The sequence below is a fragment of the Martinezella lusitana genome, from assembly GCF_014207095.1.
Lineage (GTDB): Bacteria > Pseudomonadota > Alphaproteobacteria > Rhizobiales > Rhizobiaceae > Rhizobium > Rhizobium lusitanum_B.
In genome coordinates, this window is the sequence record NZ_JACHBG010000010.1 from 137,620 (window position 1) to 157,807 (window position 20,188).

19 protein-coding genes are annotated in these 20,188 nt (G+C 59.1%); 6 read left to right on the forward strand and 13 right to left on the reverse strand.

The features are described from left to right. Window positions 1-9 precede the first annotated feature (9 nt). Both GGD46_RS20595 and GGD46_RS20600 read left to right on the forward strand, forming a co-directional pair. Window positions 10-903 carry a carbohydrate ABC transporter permease gene (locus GGD46_RS20595; RefSeq protein ID WP_184707293.1) on the forward strand — a complete coding sequence of 298 codons (894 nt, stop codon included), beginning with the start codon at window positions 10-12 and terminating at the stop codon, window positions 901-903. Next, window positions 900-1,781 carry a carbohydrate ABC transporter permease gene (locus GGD46_RS20600; protein ID WP_246806407.1) on the forward strand — a complete coding sequence of 294 codons (882 nt, stop codon included), beginning with the start codon at window positions 900-902 and terminating at the stop codon, window positions 1,779-1,781. The genes GGD46_RS20595 and GGD46_RS20600 overlap by 4 nt, the downstream gene beginning before the upstream one ends. Window positions 1,782-1,898: 117 nt before the next feature. Here the strand turns inward: GGD46_RS20600 and GGD46_RS20605 are convergent, their stop codons facing one another. Further along, complete coding sequence (locus tag GGD46_RS20605; RefSeq protein WP_184707421.1) at window positions 1,899-2,321, reverse strand: DUF4168 domain-containing protein; 423 nt, start codon at window positions 2,319-2,321, stop codon at window positions 1,899-1,901. Window positions 2,322-2,524: 203 nt separating this feature from the next. Between GGD46_RS20605 and GGD46_RS34265 the strand changes: the two genes are divergently transcribed. Further along, entirely contained in the window at window positions 2,525-2,656 is a 132-nt protein-coding gene (locus tag GGD46_RS34265) for a hypothetical protein (protein ID WP_281414694.1), read from the forward strand. Between the two features lie 14 nt (window positions 2,657-2,670). On the opposite strand, the gene GGD46_RS20610 is transcribed toward GGD46_RS34265, so the two are convergent. The 6 genes from GGD46_RS20610 to GGD46_RS20635 all read right to left on the reverse strand — a co-directional run bounded on the left by GGD46_RS20610 (window position 2,671) and on the right by GGD46_RS20635 (window position 10,496). Beyond that, window positions 2,671-2,985 (reverse strand): EthD family reductase, encoded by a 315-nt coding sequence (locus GGD46_RS20610; protein ID WP_184707295.1) that lies wholly within the window; start codon window positions 2,983-2,985, stop codon window positions 2,671-2,673. A 489-nt stretch (window positions 2,986-3,474) separates the two neighbouring features. Beyond that, window positions 3,475-5,481, reverse strand: a complete 2,007-nt coding sequence (locus GGD46_RS20615) for a CocE/NonD family hydrolase (protein ID WP_184707297.1) — start codon at window positions 5,479-5,481, stop codon at window positions 3,475-3,477. Window positions 5,482-5,543: 62 nt separating this feature from the next. Beyond that, window positions 5,544-7,151 carry an ABC transporter ATP-binding protein gene (locus GGD46_RS20620; RefSeq protein WP_184707299.1) on the reverse strand — a complete coding sequence of 536 codons (1,608 nt, stop codon included), beginning with the start codon at window positions 7,149-7,151 and terminating at the stop codon, window positions 5,544-5,546. Further along, window positions 7,148-7,966, reverse strand: coding sequence for an ABC transporter permease (locus GGD46_RS20625; protein WP_184707302.1), 819 nt, complete (start codon window positions 7,964-7,966; stop codon window positions 7,148-7,150). The genes GGD46_RS20620 and GGD46_RS20625 overlap by 4 nt, the downstream gene beginning before the upstream one ends. A gap of 4 nt (window positions 7,967-7,970) precedes the next feature. Beyond that, on the reverse strand, window positions 7,971-8,918 hold the full coding sequence (locus tag GGD46_RS20630; RefSeq protein ID WP_184707304.1) for an ABC transporter permease: 948 nt from the start codon (window positions 8,916-8,918) through the stop codon (window positions 7,971-7,973). Further along, a complete protein-coding gene (locus GGD46_RS20635) occupies window positions 8,919-10,496 on the reverse strand; it encodes an ABC transporter substrate-binding protein (protein WP_184707306.1) in 1,578 nt (525 codons plus the stop codon). A gap of 134 nt (window positions 10,497-10,630) precedes the next feature. Here GGD46_RS20635 and GGD46_RS20640 point away from each other — a divergent pair, with 134 nt between their 5' ends. After that, on the forward strand, window positions 10,631-11,002 hold the full coding sequence (locus tag GGD46_RS20640; RefSeq protein WP_246806408.1) for a CBU_0592 family membrane protein: 372 nt from the start codon (window positions 10,631-10,633) through the stop codon (window positions 11,000-11,002). Window positions 11,003-11,056: 54 nt separating this feature from the next. Here the strand turns inward: GGD46_RS20640 and GGD46_RS20645 are convergent, their stop codons facing one another. The 6 genes from GGD46_RS20645 to GGD46_RS20670 form a co-directional block, all read right to left on the reverse strand. After that, window positions 11,057-11,944: a LysR family transcriptional regulator gene (locus tag GGD46_RS20645; protein ID WP_184707308.1), complete on the reverse strand. Its 888-nt coding sequence runs from the start codon at window positions 11,942-11,944 to the stop codon at window positions 11,057-11,059. A gap of 245 nt (window positions 11,945-12,189) precedes the next feature. Then, window positions 12,190-12,894, reverse strand: a complete 705-nt coding sequence (locus tag GGD46_RS20650; protein WP_184707310.1) for an ABC transporter ATP-binding protein — start codon at window positions 12,892-12,894, stop codon at window positions 12,190-12,192. Beyond that, window positions 12,891-13,715: an ABC transporter ATP-binding protein gene (locus tag GGD46_RS20655; RefSeq protein ID WP_184707313.1), complete on the reverse strand. Its 825-nt coding sequence runs from the start codon at window positions 13,713-13,715 to the stop codon at window positions 12,891-12,893. The genes GGD46_RS20650 and GGD46_RS20655 overlap by 4 nt, the downstream gene beginning before the upstream one ends. Further along, window positions 13,708-14,565, reverse strand: coding sequence for an ABC transporter permease (locus tag GGD46_RS20660; protein ID WP_184707315.1), 858 nt, complete (start codon window positions 14,563-14,565; stop codon window positions 13,708-13,710). The genes GGD46_RS20655 and GGD46_RS20660 overlap by 8 nt, the downstream gene beginning before the upstream one ends. Next, window positions 14,562-15,611, reverse strand: coding sequence for an ABC transporter permease (locus GGD46_RS20665; protein WP_184707425.1), 1,050 nt, complete (start codon window positions 15,609-15,611; stop codon window positions 14,562-14,564). The genes GGD46_RS20660 and GGD46_RS20665 overlap by 4 nt, the downstream gene beginning before the upstream one ends. Before the next feature lie 33 nt (window positions 15,612-15,644). Continuing rightward, window positions 15,645-17,231: an ABC transporter substrate-binding protein gene (locus GGD46_RS20670; protein WP_184707317.1), complete on the reverse strand. Its 1,587-nt coding sequence runs from the start codon at window positions 17,229-17,231 to the stop codon at window positions 15,645-15,647. Between the two features lie 689 nt (window positions 17,232-17,920). Here GGD46_RS20670 and repA point away from each other — a divergent pair. Together repA and repB are read left to right on the forward strand one after the other, a co-directional pair. Further along, on the forward strand, window positions 17,921-19,132 hold the full coding sequence (gene repA / locus GGD46_RS20675) for a plasmid partitioning protein RepA (protein WP_184707319.1): 1,212 nt from the start codon (window positions 17,921-17,923) through the stop codon (window positions 19,130-19,132). Further along, entirely contained in the window at window positions 19,132-20,175 is a 1,044-nt protein-coding gene (gene repB / locus GGD46_RS20680) for a plasmid partitioning protein RepB (protein ID WP_184707321.1), read from the forward strand. The genes repA and repB overlap by 1 nt, the downstream gene beginning before the upstream one ends. Window positions 20,176-20,188 lie beyond the last annotated feature (13 nt).

A 20,188-nucleotide genomic window follows, 5' to 3' on the forward strand; every position in this document is an offset into this window, starting at 1 on the left:
AGGTAACAGATGGCCGCAGTCAGCAACAGGAAGAAGGACAACATGATCGCAGCGCTGCTGGTTGCGCCTGCGGTCATTACCTTTCTGATCATCTTTGCCTATCCGACATGGCGGATGGTGGCGATGAGCCTGACCAATGCGCCGCTGATCGGTCCCGGCGAATGGGTCGGTCTCGATAATTACGTGCGCCAATTGTCGTCCCCGCAACTGCAAAAAGCGCTTCTGAACACGCTGTATTTCATAGTCCTGACCGTCGTCCCGGGTACGCTCCTCGCGCTTGTCATCGCGATGGGCGTCAGCCGCTTGAGCGGGCGCATACAGATGCTGGTCCTGGCATGCTTTTTTCTTCCGTCGATCCTGCCGGTTTCCGTCGTGACGCAGATCTGGACCTGGATTGCAAACATGCAATATGGCGTGCTCCAGAACCTTATCGGTCTGTTTACCGGTGGCCGGCCGCTACCGGTGCTGCGCGCTCCCTCGTATTTCATGCCCTCGGTCGCTGTCGTCACCATCTGGTGGACAATCGGCTTCAACATCCTGCTGTTTCTTGCCGCGCTGCGCAGCATCTCGCCCGATGTCTATGAGGCTGCTGCACTCGACAATGCCAGCCGCTGGAGGGTGTTTTCGAAAATTACCTGGCCGCTGATCTGGCCGGTGACCGCATTGGTGCTGACGCTGCAGCTGATTGCGCAGTTCAAGATCTTTGCACAGCCCTACCTGCTGGGCTACTTCGCTCATACGCCGGCCGATGCGCAATCCGTGGTCATGACAGTCATCTACGACCTCGCCTTCAAACAGAACAAGGGCGGAGAAGGCGCAGCGGTCGCCACCATCCTGTTCGTCATCATCCTGATTGCCTCCGTCCTGCAATATCAGTTCCTGCGTGCGCGAGGCGAAAAATGAGCGTTTCGATGATTGATCAGCAGGCAGGCCTGACAATAGCGACCAGAAGCGTTGCCTCGGGCAAATGGGTGAGCCGCGGGCTTACAGCGCTGACCCTTCTCGGAGCGCTGATCTGGTTTTTTCCCCTTTACTGGGCGATCGTAACCTCGCTCAAATCCGATACCGAAGTGGTGAGCCGAACCACCTCGCTCCTTCCCTCGGCGCCGACGCTTGAGCCCTATCGCTATGTGATCGCGCATTCGAGCATCGTGCAATGGTATATCAACTCGGTCGGCACATCGGCGATCATCGCGATCGTGGTGCTGGCGATAAGCGTTTGCTGCGCTTATGCGCTCAGCCAGATTCAGTTTCCCGGACGGCGCCTGATCTATGGCGCACTGATCGCCTCGGTGATGGTGCCGGCTGAAGCGCTCATCATCAATCATTTCGTGTTGATGAACACTTTCGGTCTCATCAACAGCTGGGGCGGCATCGTGCTGCCGCAGTTGGTCGTCCCATCCGTGATCATCATTCTCAAACAGTTCTTCGACCAGATCCCGAAGGAGTTTCGCGAGGCGGCGATGCTCGACAATGCCGGGCATTTGACGACGCTTTGGAAGATCTATGTGCCGATGAACTGGGGTGTCATGACCGCACTGGGCATCACGACTTTCATCGCGGCATGGAACAATTTCCTCTGGCCGTTCCTGGTTGCGACGTCGGACGCCACAATCACCATTCCTGTCGGTATCACCCAGGTGAAGGACGTCTTCGGCGTGCGCTTCGCCAAGGACATGGCGGCAGCGGTTCTGGCCGGTCTTCCCGTCGCCATTCTGTACCTTCTCTTCCAAAGGCAGATCACACGCGCCATCATGTTGTCAGCCGGGATCAAGGGTTAGCGGCGCCACTCATCAAACCGACCCACTGGTATTGCAATGAAACTGCGGTTGGCGCTGCGCCAGGATTGCGGGACTTGGCGCAGCTATATGTGACCATTTGTTCGACGGTCGTTCCGCTTACTGCTGTGCGGGCGCAGTTTTCTGAATTTTGTCCTGAACCTTCTTAACGAGCGCCGGATCCTTCTTTGCGGCAGCTAGGATAGCGTTGTATTCGTCTACCGACATGTCCGGTGACGTCTGAACAGCCTGCACCATTTGCTTACTTGCCTCGGCTTGCAGCTGTTGCTTTGCGGTGGGATCGGCTGTTGCTCCTATCTTGGCTGAATAGTCCTGCTTGATCTTGTCCACCTTGAGATAGGCAACTGTAAAAGCATCGATTTTTTGATCGCTGACAGATGCAGCCGTGGCAACGCTACCTGTTTGAACTTGATTTGGTTGCTTGTCTTGCGTTGCTTGCTGTGCAAAAGCCGAGTTGCTGATAAACATCAGGCTCAAGGCCGCAACTGTTAGCGATGCGACGGGGATATAGCGATTGATCATCTCAATTCCTCTTCGATAGTGCTGGTGAAACACCTCTTTAACGGGGTAGAGCAAATGGCGGCATAGGGCGTTGATTTTGCCGTTGGCCAGGGTTGAGGAACGATCTGTCGACAATGCGACCGTCAAATGTTTTCTATGGGGCAATAGCGCGACGATCCGCCGGCCACGAGGCGGCGGTTTTGTGGCTGAAGCGAGTTTCACGAGTGCAAGGTCGCTTTTGCTTCGACAGCAACGACCTGTTCCCGACCGTCGACCGGTCCGACACCGGCTGCGTCACCATGGGTCAGGTGCGCCAGCACCACGCCGATCCCGGAAGGTTCAACGGCTACACCTGACGCGCTGAGGCCCTCTACACTCCAACGATTTCGCTGAACTGCACGATGGGCACGATGTCCGTATAGTTGGCGACATCCGCGACGATCTCCGCGCGGTGGGGGCCGAACGCCGCCTGGAACGTCTCCAGGCTCGGCGAGTAGACGTGGCACGCCGCGACGAACTCCGGCGCGCTTCCAGGTTCGCGACCCACGAGGCCTTTCTCGATCTCGTAGCGCAGGCAGGCATCGCCGAGCCGCTGCTGGATCAGCGGCAGGTGATGGGTGCGGTAGTAGTCGTGATCGAACTTGGAGCCGCCATCGGCCGGATAGTAAACGCTCATCTTAATCATGTCGGGCTCCTGCCTGAACGCCTCTCCGAGCGTCCGCGAAGCCTTTCTAGGTCACCGGCTCATAAAGCACAACCAGATTTTGGCTGAAGCACGTTTGACGGGAGCGATATGGTTTTCGCCGTACTTTCCGAAGCAGGTGGCGAGGAACGGAAATGCTTGAGTTCGCCGAAGAAGCGTTCGCCAAGTTTGCAGTAGGGCGATAGAGGAAGGCGCTGAACGGCGGGCAGCGTTTGCGGCCGGGCATCGGCTCGATGTTGGCTCAAGAGCCGCGCGCGGCGTTGGTCGATAACACCCGCTTGACCACCGACCACTCGAATTCTGTCAACTCGTTGCAGCGCTGACCCGTCCGCAGCTCCCTGCAGAAGCTTGAATCAGAGCCTTGCGCTACCAACAGCAATTTACGAGTGCATAACCTGATGCATCAATCCAAGTCATGATAATGAAAGCCACTCCAGGCTGAGCATTGGAGTGGCTTTCGATGGCTGACGATTAGAGATGATCGCGTGGGATGGTTTGTTTCCATTCGCGGGTCTTGACGACCGCGCCATTCTCCTTCGCGGTCAGCACGCCGGAGATATGAAAATTCTCCGCGTCCGAGCGCATGCTGGTCGTGCTGTCGATATCGACCATCCAGCCTTCGCGTCCCATGCGATACTGCTGGGTCAGAACATAAGAGGCGGAAAGCGGGTCATCGTCGCGCACGCGCAGTTCGCGCTTCAGGCTGTGGCTCAGCTCGGTGCCGATGTCGTCGAAGCGCAGTACGCCTTCGCCAAACAGACCGCCGATGCCTTCCGTCACGTAAAGCGTTTCGCCCGTCACGTGGTCCTGTTCGCTCCAGCGGCGCACACTGCCGGGATCGAGCTGGGTGATCGGCGTCGCTGGGCCATGGGCCGGCCTGTCGAATGCGACTTCATCCTTGTTGCCCGACTGCGGGCGAACAGGCAGATCGAGAGCCGAGGCGCCCGTATCGAGCGTGAACGTGACGCGCTTCGGCGACGGCCAGACCATCGGCCAGTAGCCAGTGGCAACCGAAAGCCGGATGCGGTGGCCCTTCTTGAAGCTGTAGCCGCAATCGTTGAGCTTGATCGCGATCTCATAGGTCTTGCCAGGCACCAGCAATTCCGGCCTGTCGTGGCCATGAATGTGGTTGAGGTTGAAAACCTGATAGCTGACGCGCGTCGCGCGGCCGTCTGGAAGAATATCGCTCAGACGCAGCGACACCTGAGCGACTGGCTGGTCGACGCTGAAGCGCAGCCGCGCGATCGGAGCGCCGAGAATATCGAGATCCTCGGCAAGGACAGCCGTATCGAAGTTGAGCGAACCACCATCGTCGAGACGCTGGTCCGTCGGATGTTCGCCGACGCAGCCCGTACCCATCCATTCACCACCGGCCTTGCCATGGCTGTTGGGGGACGAAATCGCGAGCAAAGCGGAAGCTGCCTCTGACTTGCCCAGGGAATAGTCAGCGCCGAGTGCGAAGGTTTTCGACGCAATCGACTTCGACGGCCATTCCGCCTCACCGACCCAGCGACCGTTCGTGAAGGTGCGTGTACCGGTCGGCTCGATCGTGTCGCAGAGATAGGCGCGCAGCTTCGGCTCGTCCATGACACCGGTGTCCCTGCCCTTCAGCCACTGATCCCACCAGCGGACCGCTTCCTGGAGGAAGCCGATTGCCGGACCCGGTACGCCGTCCTGCGGATAGATGTGGCCCCACGGTCCGATGATGCCGCGGGAGGGAACCTGCAAGCCTTCGAGAAGCCGCGGCACGGCATTCGTGTAGCTGTCGCTCCAGGCGCCGATTGCGAGAATCGGGCACTGGGTCGCCGACCAGTCCTCGCAGATCGAGCCATGCTTCCAGTATTCGTCGTAGTGCTGATGTTCGAGCCACAGCGCCGGGAAGAACGGCAGGCGCTCCAGGCGCTCGATCCAGGCATCGCGCCATCCGGCGCCGACGATCTCAGGATCGAGCGGCCGCGACTGGTAGGCGAGCATGATCGTACCCCACCACAGATTGTCGTTGAGCAGCAGGCCGCCCATGTAGTGGATGTCGTCGGTAAAGCGGTTGTCGGTCGAATAGGCGGTGATGATCGCTTTGAGCGCCGGCGGACGGCATGCGGCGACCTGAAGGCCGTTGAACCCGCCCCAGCTCTTGCCCATCATGCCGACATTGCCGTCGCACCAGGGCTGTTCAGCGATCCAGGCGATGACTTCCAGCGCATCGTCCTGCTCCTGCTGGATATATTCGTCGGCCATGTGTCCGTCGGATTCGCCGGTGCCACGCATGTCGACGCGGATAGCCGCATAGCCGTTCTCGGCGAAATAGCCATGCATCGGCTCGTCGCGACCACGCGTGCCGTCGCGCTTGCGATAAGGGATATATTCAAGCACGGCCGGCAACGGCGTCTTATCGGCACCTTCCGGCAGCCAAAGACGTGCGCCGAGGCGCGTACCGTCCTTCATGGTGATCCACAAATGCTCTGTGACGTTTACGGTCATGGTCGGTTCCAATGGATTTGAATGCAAGAATTATGCTGCGGCATTTGTGCCGCGCCCGCCAGCTAGCCAGCGACGCGCGCTTTCAGAATATCGTCGAGCCAATCGCGGCGCAGCTCCGGAACTGATGTAATGAGCTGTTTCGTATAGGCTTCGTAAGGCGGTTCGAAAATGGCCTTCGTCGTGCCGGTTTCAACCACCCTGCCCTTTTGCATGACCATGGTGCGGTCGGCGAGACGCCGCACGACGCCAAGATCATGGGTGATAAAGAGATAGGAGACGCTGAGCTCGTCCTGCAGCTCGCGCAGAAGCTTCAGGATTTCCTCCGCGACCAGCGGATCGAGCGCCGAGGTGACTTCGTCGCAGATGATGAGGTCGGGCTTGGCGGCCAGCGCACGGGCAATGCAGACACGCTGTTTCTGTCCGCCGGATAGGGCTCCGGGCAGGCGACCGGCAAAATCCGTCGGCAGCCCGATCAGCTCGAGGAGACGGGCGATCTCAGCTTTGCGCTGATCTTCCGTCATCCCGAAATAGAACTTCATCGGACGCCCGATGATTTCTCCGACCGTCTGTCGCGGGTTGAGCGCTACGTCGGGAAGCTGATAGACAAGCTGGATGCGACGAAGCTCTTCGCGCGAGCGTTGCTTGTAGCTGCCGGGCAGGCGTTGACCGCCAAGCGTGATGATTCCGCTCGAATGCGGAGGCAGGCCGGCAATGATGCGGGCAAGCGTCGATTTGCCGGAACCGGACTCGCCGACGATCGCAAGTGTCTCGCCGCGGCGAACATGGCAGTTCACATCGCTCAGCACCAGCTTCTTGCCATAATAGGCCGTCGCATTCTTCACTTCGAGCAGCATATCGCCGGTCTTCAGTTCGGCCTGTTCTCCGGCGATGCTTGCCTCGCGTTCGGCAACGAGGCGGCGGGTATAATCCTGCTTGGGCGCTTCCAATACGTCTTCGGCGGAGCCGAGTTCGACCATCTTGCCGTGACGCAGAACCATGATGCGATCAGCGATTTGGGCGACGACAGCGAGATCATGGGTGATGTAGAGTGCCGCCGTGCGATAGCGCTGGATCAGGCTGCGCAGGAGCGCCAGCACCTCGATCTGCGTCGTCACGTCAAGCGCGGTCGTTGGCTCGTCGAGCACCAGAATGTCGGGACGGCAGGACATGGCCATAGCGACCATCGCACGCTGAAGCTGTCCGCCGGAAACCTGGTGCGGGTAGCGGTTGGCGAAGGTTTCGGGATCGGGAAGCTGCAGCGCATGCAGCAGTTCCAGCATCCAGGCCTTGGCTTCCGCCTTCGACATCAGGCCGTGATAGAGCGGCCCCTCCATGATCTGCTGGCCGATGCGGTGCGCCGGGTTGAAGGAGGCGGCCGCACTTTGCGCGACATAGGCGATACGGGCGCCGCGAATGGCCTCGCGGGTCTCCCGCGTTCCCTCCATCAACGAGATGCCATCGACGACGATGAGCCCCTCGGTAATCTTGCAGCCGCCGCGGCCATAGCCCATTGCCGCAAGCCCGATGGTGGACTTGCCGGCCCCGGACTCGCCGATCAGCCCCAGCACCTGGCCGCGCTGCAGTTCGACATCGACGTGATCGACAAGCGTTGCACCCGTCGGCGCCTTGACCACAAGGCCTGTCATCTTGAGTACGAGATCGTTGCTCATCTATCCGCCCCTTGCGTCGTTGCACGTCCGCCGAGAAGCCAATCGACGACGAGGTTGATGCCGACCGTCAGGATCGCAATGGCGGCAGCCGGATAGAGGGGTGCGTAAAGGCCATAGAGGATCGCCTGCTGGTTATCCTTGACCATGCCGCCCCAGTCGGCAAATGGCGGCTGGATACCGAGGCCCAGAAACGACAGGCCGGCGACGAACAGGAAGGTGAAACAGAAACGCAATCCGAACTCGGCGATCAGCGGCGGCAGGGTGTTCGGCAGGATCTCGCGCCAGATCAGCCAGCCGAGGCCCTCGCCGCGAAGACGGGCGGTTTCGGCATATTCCAGCACATTGACCCCTTGTGCGACGATCCGAGCCAGGCGGAAAACGCGGGTGGAATCGAGCACCGCGATGGTGATGATCAACACCGGCAGCGACGAGCCAAGCGCCTGCAGGACAACGAGTGCCGATATCAGCACCGGAATGCACATGACGGTATCGACGATACGCGACAGGATGGTGTCGACCCAGCCACCGAAAATGGCGGCAAGGAAGCCGAGCGGCACGCCGATGCCGAACGAGAGCAGCGATGCGGCGAGCGACACCCCAATGGACATCTGCGCGCCATAGAGCAGCCGTGAAAGCATGTCGCGACCGTTCTGGTCGAGGCCGAACAGGAAGTCTGCGGACGGAGGATCGAACGGCGCGCCGACGATTTCCTCCTGGCCGTGAGGCGCAATCATCGGTCCGAACAGGAAGAGAAGGATTGCAATGGTAACAATGGCAAGGCCAAGCCAAGCCGTGAAGGGGAGAGATTTCTTCATGGCTCTATCGGGAGTGCCTCAGACGCGGATTAAGCGCGATGGCAGCGACATCCGCGATGATGTTGAGAATGACGTAAGCCGCGCCGAAAACCAGGGCTGCGGCCTGTACCAATGGCAAGTCGCGCTTGGAAACGGCATCGACCATGAAACGGCCAAGGCCGTTGTAGTTGAAGACCGCCTCGACGAGCACGACGCCCGTGATCAGGTAGGCGATGTTGAATGCCACGACATTGACGATCGGCGCGGCCGCATTGGGAAGCGCATGTCTGACCACCACACGTTTGGTCCGCAGGCCCTTCAGATATGCGGTCTCGACGTAGGCCTGATCCATCACCGACAGCACGGCCGTGCGGGTCATGCGCATCATCTGCGCGACGGTGACGAGAAGCAGTGTCAGCGCGGGAAGCGCAGTCGCCTGTATCCACTCGAAGAAGGTCATTCCGTCATAGGTATCCGCCAGGCTCGGAAGCAAATTGAAACGGATCGACAGGAACAGGATCAGCAGCAGGCCGAGGAAATATTCCGGCAGGGACACGAAGGCCAGCGCGATAATGTTGACGGTGCGATCGAATATGCCGCCGCGCCTCACCGCAGTCAGGAGACCAAGCAGAATGGCAAGCGGCACGCTGATGATGCCGGCAAAGGCGGCCAGCGCCATGGTGTTCCAGAAGCGCGGCCACAACAGGTCGGCCACCGGCTGCTGGTTGGCAAGCGACGTGCCGAGATCGCCGGTCAGGAAGCCTGCCAGCCATGAGATGTAACGCGTGAGAAGCGGTTGATTGAGACCGAGGCTTTCGCGCAGCGTCGCGAGTGCCTCAGGTGTCGCATTCTGGCCGAGGATGGCCGATGCCACGTCGCCGGGCAGGATCTGCGTGCCGGCGAAAATCAACGCCGACACCAGGAACAGCGTGAGGAGCCCGAGCCCCACACGCTTCAGGATTAGAACAGTCATTTACGCTTCCAGCCAGACTTTTTCAGCGAGGCGCGCACCCATCAGATTGAACATCGGGTGTGTCGTCACACCCTTCAGCTTCTTGGAGGTGGCGTCGAGATAATCGCCGAACATCGGGATAAGCGCGCCGCCGTCATTGCTGAGGGAAGCCTGCAGTTCGGCATAGATTTCCTTGCGCTTTGCAGGATCAAGCATGGCGCGGGCTTCCAGCAGCTTGGCATCGAAATCGGCGTTCTTCCAATGGGTGTCGTTCTGCGATGCATTGGAGACATAGGCGACGCTCAAGGCCTGATCCGTGGTCGGGCGGCCGCCGCGATAGGACATGCAGAAGGGCGCCTTCATCCAGACATTGTCCCAATAACCGTCTGCCGGTTCGCGCTTGATGCCGATCTCGATCCCGGTCTTGGCGGCAGCCGTGCGGACGATGGCCGCAGCGTCGACGGCGCCGGTAAAGGCTGCATCAGACGCAGAAAGCTGGATCTTGAGGGAGCTCATGCCGGCCTGTTTCAGATAGTACTTGGCCTTTTCCGGATCATAGGCGCGCTGCGGCAGAGCGGCATCGAAGTACGGATCCGTGCTTGGGATCGGATTGTCGTTGCCGAGGCGACCATAGCCGCGCAGAGCCGTTTTCAGGAGCTGCTCGCGATCGATCGCATATTTCAGGGCAAGCCGGATGTTGTTGTCGGTAAACGGCGCCTGCGTGCAATCCATCAGGAAGGAGAAATGCTGGCCGCCGGCCGATTGGACGATGTTGAGGTTCGGATTGCGTTTCAAAAGATCGACGGTCTTGAAGTCGAGCTGGTTGATCGCATGGACCTGGCCGGACATCATCGCATTCGTGCGGGCAGACACATCGTTGATGACGATGACTTCGACCGCATCGACCCATGCCGTATTCGGCTTCCAGTAGCTTTCGTTGCGCTTGAAGCGGGCACGGACGCCCGGCTGGAAGCTTTCATAGACAAAGGGGCCGGTGCCGACAGGCTTGTTGAAATCGGTCCAATCCTTCGGGACGACGAGGAAATGGTAGTCCGAAAGGACATAAGGAAGATCGGCGTTACCGCTCTTGAGCGTGATCCTGATCGTACCGGCATCGACCTTGGCAACGTCGGTGAACTCCGATGCAAGCGACCGTGCACCGGACGAGGTTTCACCGCGATGCAGGTTGATCGAATAGAGGATATCGTCGGCATCGAGCGTCTTGCCATTGTGGAAGGTCACGCCTTGGCGGACCTTGAACGTCCATTCCTTGGCATCTGCCGAAGGTTCCCAGCTTTCGAAGAGCTCAGGCACCGCCTTGTTGTTGGCGTCGATTTCCACAAGGCCGTTCATCAGCATGTAGGCCTGATTGACCGGCACCCAATCCTTCAGAAGACGCGGATCGAAATTATCGGTGGTGCTGCCGCCGCCAATGCCAAGCTTGAGCAAACCGCCTTTCTTCGGTGTCCCCTCGCTTGCGGCGGCGGCGGGCGATGTGATCAGCCCGCTCATGCCGCCGATGCTGGCCAGACCCAATCCGGCTACACCCGACATGAATGTGCGGCGCGTCAATTGAACCTGGTTTTTCTGCTCGAGCATTCGTTACCCCTGTGTTTAATTCATAGCTCATAGGATTTTGCCGGTGGGTATCTTACCGCAGGCCCCATATTCAAGGGCAAATACTCTATTTTCGGGTATGACTTTTGTGCATAGCCCCATGCAAAATGCATGGCTTGGCATTTGCTGGAACAGGATTAAAGGAGCGTCGCAAACGTGATGGCAGGAGGCGCATTTCGCAAGAAAAGCACAACCTGCCTTTTTGGATTTGGATAATCCTGGAGTTCGAAATGAGTATGCCCGACATTGTCGGCCTTTTGGGAGCCGCCTTCTATTTGACGGCTTATGCGTTGCTTCAATTACGCATTTTGACGGTTGACGACTTTTTGGTCACCGTGCTCAACGTCGCAGGCGGCGTTGCGCTCATCTATTCGCTGATGTGGAATTTCAACCTGGGATCGCTGATCTCGCAGGTCGCATGGCTGATTATTACCGTGGTCGGATATGCGCGCTTCCGCATGATTTCACGCAGGCGCGCAGCGCAATAGTGAGATGACGAGACGTATTGGGCCCATTCGCTGGGCCCGATCATTTTCATGTGATCACATGGGCGTGTTACTGGCTATCAGCCAATCGGATACTTCGCGCACGATCTTTCGTTGATGCCGGTCAGCCGGACGCATCAGATAGAAATAGGCACCCGACCGCATAATGTGACTGTGAACGGGAACCAGAGTTCCTGAGGCCAGTTGCTCCCCTATAAGCCAGGTCCAGCCGAGCGTGATGCCGATGCCCTGCGTGGCTGCGGCCACGCACAGGCCATAGTCACCGAGCCGCCATTCCAGCGCACCGGCCGGCGGTGCAAGCTTTGCGTCCTGCCACCATTCCGGCCATCCCTGCCATTCGCGCATCGTATCCTCGATGGCGAGCAGAACGGGCGCGGTCTGCTCCATGATGTGGAGCGAACCCGGCGCCGAGACCGGCACGATCTCCTCCTGGCCGAGAACGGTGAGATTGACGCCGATTGGTCGTTCCTTGCGATAGAAGATTGCAAGGTCGAATTCGTCCAGTCGCAAATGGGCGACATCGTCGGTCACGCGCAGGCGAATTTCGATGCCGGGAATTTCGGCCTTCAGAATGGCGACGCGTGACAGGAACCACTGGTCGGCAATGCCACGCGAGCAGGCAATGGTGATCTGCCGGGGGCCTGTCCATGCCCGCAGCCCGTCGGTAACGGCGCTCAGATCGCCAAGAAGACGGCTGACTTCCGATGCATAGGTCTCGCCGATCGCGGTCAGTTGAACGCCAAGCGGCAGTCGGTTGAACAGCTTCGAACCGATGAAGGCTTCGAGCTTGCCGATCTGGCGGCTGATGGCGCTTTGAGTAAGGCCCAGTTCCAGTCCTGCACGAGAGAAGCTACCAAGCCGGGCCGCACTGTCGAAGACGACGAGTGCATTCAGCGGCGGCATGGATTGGCGTCCACCTTCCATGAATAAACGCTTTCAAGAATTCCAAATGTCGGGGATTGCCCTAATACCGCAATGGGCAAACAGCAAGATCGATATCGTCAGGTTTGTGGCCTGTCATGGTAATATGATAGGCTGATAGCCGGCCTTCACTCGTCTTGCGTTCACTCCGCTCCTGCGGTTTCACGAGCTGGTTTAGGCTTGCCCTCAGGCAAGCATCGCCCGGCGCGTGAGCGGATCGATATCGAACGAACTCGCTCTATCCTACCCTAGCGCATGCTGGAAAGGCCGTCGCGATCGAGGATCTGCTTGATCGACCCCTTCTCCATGATCGCGGCACGGTCGCACATATGAGCCACGACGCCGGGATCGTGGCTGACAAGGACGAATGTCATGGCGTGCAGCTCCTTCAGATCATTGAGCAGATTGAGGATGCCGGCCTGGACGGAAACATCCAGCGCAGAGGTCGGCTCATCAAGAAGCAAGAGCTTCGGCCGCAACAGCAATGCGCGCGCGATGGCCACCCGCTGCCGTTGACCGCCGGAAAGCTGGTGCGGATAGCGGCGGCCTGCCGCTGCCGGGAGACCGACCTGATCAAGCGCCGTCTGCACCTGAGCATCGATATCCTTTGTCCCCCTCAGCGATAATGGCTCGCCGAGAATGCGCATGATGCTGTGCCGCGGATGCAGCGAAGAGTACGGATCCTGAAACACCATCTGGATATTATCACGCAGACTGCCAGCGATCTTTTTGCCAGCCTGAAGCGGCGCGCCAAAAACGGAAATAGCGCCTTGCCAGCTGGTGTTTAGGCCGGCGATGGCGCGCAGCACCGTCGTCTTGCCGCAACCGGACTGACCGATGAGGCCAAAGGTCTCGCCGCTCGCAATGTCGAAGCTGACACTGCGGACCGCAGTAAACGACTGGCGTGCGCCGGAAAAGCTAATAGAGAGATCGGAAACGGAAAGGGCGTTCACGTGCCTACCCCATAGACCGGCAGGCGGGTGCCGTAGGTTTCAGCCGACGGCCGTGCGGCCCAGAGCGCGCGTGTATAGTCGGATTGCGCATTGGCCAGATCCGCTGCGGCCAGTTCCTCGTCGATGCGGCCGCTTCTCAGCACAATCACCCGATCTGCAAAGCGCGATACCTGCTGCAGATCATGGCTGATCAGCAATAACCCCATCCCGAATTGTTCGGTCAGCGAGCGCAGCAGCGCCAATATCTGGTTTTGAAGTTCTCGGTCGAGCGCTGAGGTCGGCTCGTCGGCGATCAGCAGTTTCGGGCGATTGATCAGCATTGCCGCGATCATCACGCGCTGCCCCATGCCACCCGAGAGTGCCGCAGGATAGCTCGAATAGACGCGCGCGGGATCAGGAAGACCGACCATGTCGAGCATATCGAGTGCCCGCTCGCGTCGCTCCGCAGCCGAAAGGCGTGTATGCAACAACAATGTCTCTTCAACCTGGCGACCGACCTTATGCGCTGGATTGAGCGAATATTTCGGATCCTGAAGGACGAGCCCGATATCCTTTCCCCGAAGGGCGTTCCAGCCGGAGGGCGCAAGAGAAAGGAGGTTCCGTTCGTCGAATGACAGACGCTTTGCCTGGACTGTCGCCGTGCGCGGCAGCAGCCCCATGATGGCTCTCCCCGTCATCGACTTTCCGGACCCGGACTCGCCGACGAGCGCGACGATTTCTCGGCCGACCGTAAAATCGATGCCGTCGACGACACGCACCGGACCGGCCCCGGAAGGAAAGGAAACCGACAGGTCCTCAACGGTTAGCAGCGCTTCAGCCATGACGCGGATCCAGTATGTCACGCAGACCGTCAGCCAAGAGATTAAAGGCCAAGGAGGTGATGAGAATGGCAAAGCCGGGCACTGCCGCCACCCACCATTGATCGAAGATGACCTGCGTGCCCTCCGAGACCATGGCGCCCCACTCCGCCGTCGGTGGGCGCACGCCGAGCCCGAGAAAGCCGAGCCCGGCCGCGGCCAGAATGATGCCTGATAGATCAAGGGCCAACCGGATGATCGCCGATGGTAACACCAGCGGCAGCACATGACCGTAAAGCAGCCGGATACCTTTGATGCCAACCATTTCGGCGGCGGCCAGATAGTCGCTGCGGCGAAGCGCTGCCGTCTCGACCCGCGCCTGGCGGGCATAGGCGGGCCAACTCGTCAGCGACAGTGCCAAGGCACCATTGACCAAACCCGGTCCCATGATCGCGACGAAGGCAAAGGCGAGCAACAGGCGCGGGAAGGACATGACGACATCGGTGATGCGCATGAGGATGCGCTCGGTGATGCCGCCGAAATAGCCTGCCAGTATGCCGACGAGGATGCCGAGCGGAGCCATCAGGAGAACGACGAACAAGAGCAGCAGCAGGGTCGGCCGCGCGCCGTAGATCATACGGGATAACAGATCGCGCCCGAACCCATCCGTGCCGAACCAATGCGCCGCACTTGGCGGCATCAGGCGATTGGCCGTCTCCTGCAGATTGGGATCATAAGGCGCGATCCAGGGCGCCAGCAATGCGGCAGCAAGAATGAGGAGGACGACGATGCCGCCGGCCGCGGCCGATGGTGATCGCAGGACACGTCGCAGGAAAGACGGCTCCTCGAAGGGATGCTGGACAATGGCGCTCAACGCTTCTTCCCCACTTCTAGCCGTGCGACGCCGAGATCCGTCAGCGCGTTCAGAAGGACGAAGGACGTGCCGACGACCAACGTTGCGCCAAGGATCGCCGGCATGTCGCCGGAAAACATCGCCGTCGTCAGATAGCGGCCGATGCCGGGCCAGGCGAATACGGTTTCGGTCAGCACAGCCCCTTCAAGCAGGCTGGCATAGGAAAGGGCGATCACGATCAGAAGCGTCCCGGATATGTTCGGCAGGATATGTGTGAAGACGATGCGGGAAAGGCTCGCGCCCTTGGCACGCGCAGTCGTGACATATTCCTGTCCAAGCTCGGTCAGGATCGCAGCCCGCGTCAGCCGCGAAATGGCAGCAAGCGCATGAAAGGCGAGTACCGTTGCCGGCAGGATGAGATGCGCCAGCGCATCGCGAAAGGCGCCCTGTTTGCCCGATAGCCATGCATCGATCAGGGCAAAACCGGTGACGGGTTTAACCGTATATTGAAAGACGACATCGGCACGCCCCGGACCTGGTGCCCAATGCAGCCGCGCATAAAAGAACAGCAGCATCAGCAGACCAAGCCAGAAGATCGGCACCGAATAGCCGAAGAGCGAGACGATCCGCGCAATCCCGTCAAGCCATGTCCCCTGCCGCATCGCAGCCGTGATCCCGAATGCGAGGCCAATAACCGAGCCGAGGATGATCGCCGTGGTCGCAAGCTCTATCGTTGCCGGAAAGGTGCGCGCAATATCCTTGGCAACCGGCTGTCCCGTTGAGGTCGATCGGCCTAGATTCCCCGACGCGGCCGTCTCGACGTAGCGAAGGAATTGCATCGGCAGGGGTTGATCGAGGCCGAGTTCGGCGCGCGCCTGCTCGTATGTCGATTGACTGGCATGATCGCCAACCATCTGCAATGCGGGATCGATCGGCGACAGACGCGTCAAAGCAAAGGTTACCAGCGCGAGCCCGAAAAGGGTCAGCGCAAAAGACCAGACCCACGAGAGAAAAGAGCGCACGAAAGACAACTCCCGCCAGGCTTTCATCTGGCGGGAGTTGGTCATGTCGGCATCGGATTGGCTTGCCGCTTGCGGCACTTACTTCTCCACCTTGTCATAATAGACCTGGTCTGCGTTAAGACCTTGGACATAGTTTTTCACCTTGTCGCTTAGCACGACCTGATCGTTGCCTTGAAGCGTAAAGATGAAGGGAGAGCTCGCCTGGATCTTTTTCTGAATATCCTGATAGAGCGCAACGCGCTTGGCGGCATCCTGCTCCTTGACCGCGGAAAGTGTCTCGTCGGTCAGTTCAGGGATAACCCAGCCGGCATATTTCGCAGCCGTATTGGTCGAATTGTCCCTGTTGATGGCAAAGGCGCTGGCGTTGGAATGCGGATCGAAATAATCCGGGATCCAGTAGCGCAGCGTCATCTCGAATTTGCCCGAGCGGCCGCGTGCGTAGATGTCGCTTGCTACACCCGGCTGGATGTCGAGCGTGATCCCGGCCTGCGCGAAGGTCGCCTGCAGCGACTGCGCGATCGACAGGAACGGCTGATCATTGAAGACGATGAATTCGACTTTGAAGGGCGTCTTGATACCGGCATCGGCCAGGACCTTCTTGGCCTTTTCGACATCGAGCTTGAAAGGCGTGTCGGTCAATGCACCGGGAAAGCCGACCGGCAGGAAAGCCTGATGGACCGAGCTCTGGCCGCGAAGCAGATTCTTGGCGATGCCATCATAATCGACGAGGTAGCGGGCAGCCTCCCAGAAGGCGGGATTACCGAGCGTCGGATTGGCCTTGGTGTTGAGGAGGATATAATCGGTGCGAGCCGACGGCACCGACAGGACCTTGACGCCGGCCTTCGTCTTCAGGGCTTCGATCTGATCGGCCGAAAGACCGCGGGCGATATCGGCATCGCCCTGCTCGACGAGAAGACGGCGCGCACCGACATCGGGAACATTGCGGATGATGACGCTGTCGAGCTTCGGCTTGTCGCTGGAATTGGCGTTCGCCTGCAACACCAGTGCCTCGTGCGGCGTGTAAGTGGCAATCGTGTAAGCGCCGCTGCCGGCCGAATTGGTCTTCAACCATGCATTACCGAAATCACCATCCTTCGCCTGCGGCGCAGCACTCTTCTCGTCGACGATCGAGGCAATCGGCGCGGTCAGAAGCGACAATGCAAACCCGGAACCGACCTCAGCGGGCCAGGTCAGCTTCACATGCTTCTCGTCCACCTTGGTGATGGCGGCATCAACATTGTCGGCCTTCCAACCCAATTCGTTGAGAATGAAGGCAGGCGACTTGTTAAGCTTGACGGCACGCGTCAGCGAAAAGATCACGTCCTCCGGACGGACCGGATTGCCCGAGGAGAATTTGGAATCGGCAAGTTCAAGGGTCAGGCTGCGGCCATCATTGCCGGCGACCCACGATGCGGCAAGCGCCGGCTCGATCTTGGTGCCGTCCTGGCGGTTGGACTGGACCAGCCGCTGGTAGACATTGTTGAAAGACTGTACCGTCGTCAGCTCAAAACCTTCGGCAGGATCGAAGCTGACGGCGTCATCGATCGACTGGGCAACGACGAGGACATTCGACGGCGTTTCGGCATGGGCGACGGGCGCACCGAGCATAAGCGCCAGAGTGAATGCTGTTCCCAAAAGTCGCGAACGAACTGCAGTGATCGACATAGATGAACTCCTGAAATGTCATTTTGCCGGCAACCGCAACAGGTTTGATCTTGCCCGATACGGCTCGGCTATAGTTGAAGCATGTAGCAATCTCTTTGAGAGGACGCAGGCTAAACGAATCCTGATTTTCGCGTTTCATTCGAATAATTTTTCATAAGCATTTCACCGCCCCCTCATGGCTTGCCCACGGCCCAAGGCGCACTGCCCAGTTCCAATCCCTGGTCACGCCGATCAAGGTCGGGGTCGTGACATGCCAATGCATTATTGCGGCGTTAATGATGGGCAATAGGACGGAAGATGGCCCTCTACGCCGGGCGACGGCCAGGAGTTGACGAGGCAATGCCAGGGACGCTTCAACGACAATCCGGGCTGCGAAATCGAGGCAGGCTGCAACGCGTGAGTCGGGCTTTCACGAGTGAGTCGCAACTCAAAGCCCCTCCAACAGCCTCAGGTCGCGGCCAATGGCCGTTTGATTCACAGGAGGCGGCGCAATAGTCGATTCCGGCTAATGATTTCTATAACGCATTGAAATATAACGGGTATATGTCTTGAAATGTGCTCCTGCGTCGCGCAATCGCCTCCCCTTAAGCCTTTGTTTATCACCTATGATTTGACCCAAGCCCGGAATCAGTTAACTGTGAGGCGACGGAAATTTGGCGACGATCGAAAAAAAACCGTCGTGAGGAAAAATGAACGCGAAGCTACAATCGACCGACATGGTGGAATCCTCCGCCGACAAGATCAGCAGGCAGTCGCAATTGCTGTCTGCGCAGCTGCAGTCGATTCGCGAGCGTCTCTACGAGCCTGAATCCGCCAAAACGCTGAAAACCTACACCTCTCGCGAGGTCGCGACGCTGCTCGGCATCGCCGAGTCCACGTTGAGGCAGATGTCGCTCGATGGCGAAAGTGCCATTCCCGATCGGCAGGATAATGGCCGGCGCATCTATACACTTTCGCAGATCAATCAGTTGCGGGAGCATCTCGCGCACAAGCGACCAGCAGAGGCTTTGGAGTTCCTGCCTCGCCGACGCCCTGGCGACAAGCTGCAGGTTATTGCCGTTGCCAATTTCAAAGGCGGCTCGGCCAAGACGACCACGACGGTGCATCTGGCGCACTATCTCGCGATCCACGGATTGCGGGTGCTTGCCATCGATCTCGATCCGCAAGCCTCGCTCTCGGCCATGTTCGGCTATCAGCCGGAATTCGACGTCGACGAGAACGAGACAATCTACGCCGCCATTCGTTATGATGACGCACGCCGCCCCATTCGCGAGGTCATTCGCCAGACCTATTTCGATGGAATAGATCTCGTCCCAGCGAATCTCGAACTCATGGAATATGAGCACGAGACGCCGCAGGCGATTGCCGAGGGATATGGCCGCGGCAACGAGATTTTCTTCAGACGGCTTGCGACTGTGATCGGCGAGGTCGGGGCAGATTATGATGTCGTCCTGATCGACGCGCCTCCGCAGCTTGGCTATCTGACGCTCGGCGCGCTTTGCGCCGCCACGGCACTGATGATTACGATCCATCCGGCGATGATTGACGTCGCAAGCATGAACCAGTTTCTGGCCATGATGAGCGACCTGATGCGGGTCATCGAGGAGCGTGGCGGGGTTCTCAGCCACGATTTCATTCGCTACGTGATTACGCGCCACAATCCCAATGACGGCCCCCAGGTCAACATCGTCACGCTGCTGCGATCACTGTTTAAGGATGATGTCCTTGCGCCCGCCGTCGTTGAAACCACCGCTATCGCAAGCGCCGGTCTCGAAAAGAAAAGTCTCTACGAGATGTCACGCGGCAGCGTCGGGCGTGACACACTCAATCGCGCCCTTGATTCCGTTGATGCGGTCAATCACGAGATCTTAAATCACATCAAGCAGGTGTGGGGGAGATAATGGCGAATCCGCGCGAACGAAACCAGCGTATCAAGAGCCTCTTCGGGAACGTGGATCCGGAAGTTCTGGGTAGGCAGTCCCCTCCTCCGCAGCCTGACGCCGACAAGCGGCGGGTGGGTGCAGGGGCCGTCAAGTCGATGGACCGTGCATTCGTCTCGATCGAAGAAGAGAATAAGCGGCTTCACGATCAGCTCCTCTCGTCTGAAACCATCATCGAGCTCGATCCGAGCCGTGTGGTCCCGTCCTTTGTCAATGATCGGCTCGATATCGAAGGCGACCGCAATTTTCAGGCCTTTGTCGAAGGAATTCGCGAGGCAGGCCAGAAACTTCCCATTCTGGTAAGGCCGCTGCCGGGCAAGCCTGGTCACTATCAGGCTGCCTATGGCCATAGAAGACTGCGAGCCTGCCAGATCCTCAAACGTCCGGTAAAAGCCATCGTCCGCGAGCTCTCAGACGAGGAACTGGTCGTCTCCCAGGGCATCGAAAACTCGGAGCGCCTCAACCTCTCATTCATCGAACAGGCGATCTTTGCGCTCGCCTTGAAGGAGAAGGGCTTCTCCAGAGAGACGATTTCAGAGGCCCTTGGCCGTAACGAGGGCAAGAGGCTCGCCTATATCTCGATCCTTACCAACATCGCCTCCCTGATACCGGAGGATCTGGTTCGTCTTATCGGTGCTGCCCCTTCGACAGGACGGCCGAAATGGGAAAAGCTCGGTTCTCTGATCGAGAACAGGGTGCTGTCCGGCGCTCAGGCGAAAGCGGTTGAGCGCGTCGTTCAGGCTCCGGACTGGGCGGAGAGTGATAGCGACCAGCGGTTCGCCCTTATCTTCGCGGCATTGGGTGAGCGCGAAAAGCAGACAGCCGTAATCACCGAGCTGCGTATCGCCGGCATGGTGATTACCGCGACCCAAACGGACACGAAGACGAACATATCGATCCCGAACAACCGCATTCCCGGCCTCTCGACATGGCTCTTGGAGCGATTGCCGGATTTGGTGGAAGAATTTCAGGCTAAGCGGGGAGAGGATTCCAAGATGGAATAGCCGGAGAAATGAA

Bases quoted from the DNA above. Each gene is read 5' to 3' on its own strand.
- GGD46_RS20645 (WP_184707308.1), bottom strand. From the start codon at position 11,944: ATGGAAGGTGGACGCCAATCCATGCCGCCGCTGAATGCACTCGTCGTC.
- GGD46_RS20665 (WP_184707425.1), bottom strand. From the start codon at position 15,611: ATGACCAACTCCCGCCAGATGAAAGCCTGGCGGGAGTTGTCTTTCGTG.
- GGD46_RS20595 (WP_184707293.1), top strand. From the start codon at position 10: ATGGCCGCAGTCAGCAACAGGAAGAAGGACAACATGATCGCAGCGCTG.
- GGD46_RS20630 (WP_184707304.1), bottom strand. From the start codon at position 8,918: ATGACTGTTCTAATCCTGAAGCGTGTGGGGCTCGGGCTCCTCACGCTG.
- GGD46_RS20625 (WP_184707302.1), bottom strand. From the start codon at position 7,966: ATGAAGAAATCTCTCCCCTTCACGGCTTGGCTTGGCCTTGCCATTGTT.
- GGD46_RS20610 (WP_184707295.1), bottom strand. From the start codon at position 2,985: ATGATTAAGATGAGCGTTTACTATCCGGCCGATGGCGGCTCCAAGTTC.
- GGD46_RS20670 (WP_184707317.1), bottom strand. From the start codon at position 17,231: ATGTCGATCACTGCAGTTCGTTCGCGACTTTTGGGAACAGCATTCACT.
- repA (WP_184707319.1), top strand. From the start codon at position 17,921: ATGAACGCGAAGCTACAATCGACCGACATGGTGGAATCCTCCGCCGAC.
- GGD46_RS20605 (WP_184707421.1), bottom strand. From the start codon at position 2,321: ATGATCAATCGCTATATCCCCGTCGCATCGCTAACAGTTGCGGCCTTG.
- GGD46_RS20620 (WP_184707299.1), bottom strand. From the start codon at position 7,151: ATGAGCAACGATCTCGTACTCAAGATGACAGGCCTTGTGGTCAAGGCG.
- GGD46_RS20635 (WP_184707306.1), bottom strand. From the start codon at position 10,496: ATGCTCGAGCAGAAAAACCAGGTTCAATTGACGCGCCGCACATTCATG.
- GGD46_RS20655 (WP_184707313.1), bottom strand. From the start codon at position 13,715: ATGGCTGAAGCGCTGCTAACCGTTGAGGACCTGTCGGTTTCCTTTCCT.
- GGD46_RS20615 (WP_184707297.1), bottom strand. From the start codon at position 5,481: ATGACCGTAAACGTCACAGAGCATTTGTGGATCACCATGAAGGACGGT.
- repB (WP_184707321.1), top strand. From the start codon at position 19,132: ATGGCGAATCCGCGCGAACGAAACCAGCGTATCAAGAGCCTCTTCGGG.
- GGD46_RS20600 (WP_246806407.1), top strand. From the start codon at position 900: ATGAGCGTTTCGATGATTGATCAGCAGGCAGGCCTGACAATAGCGACC.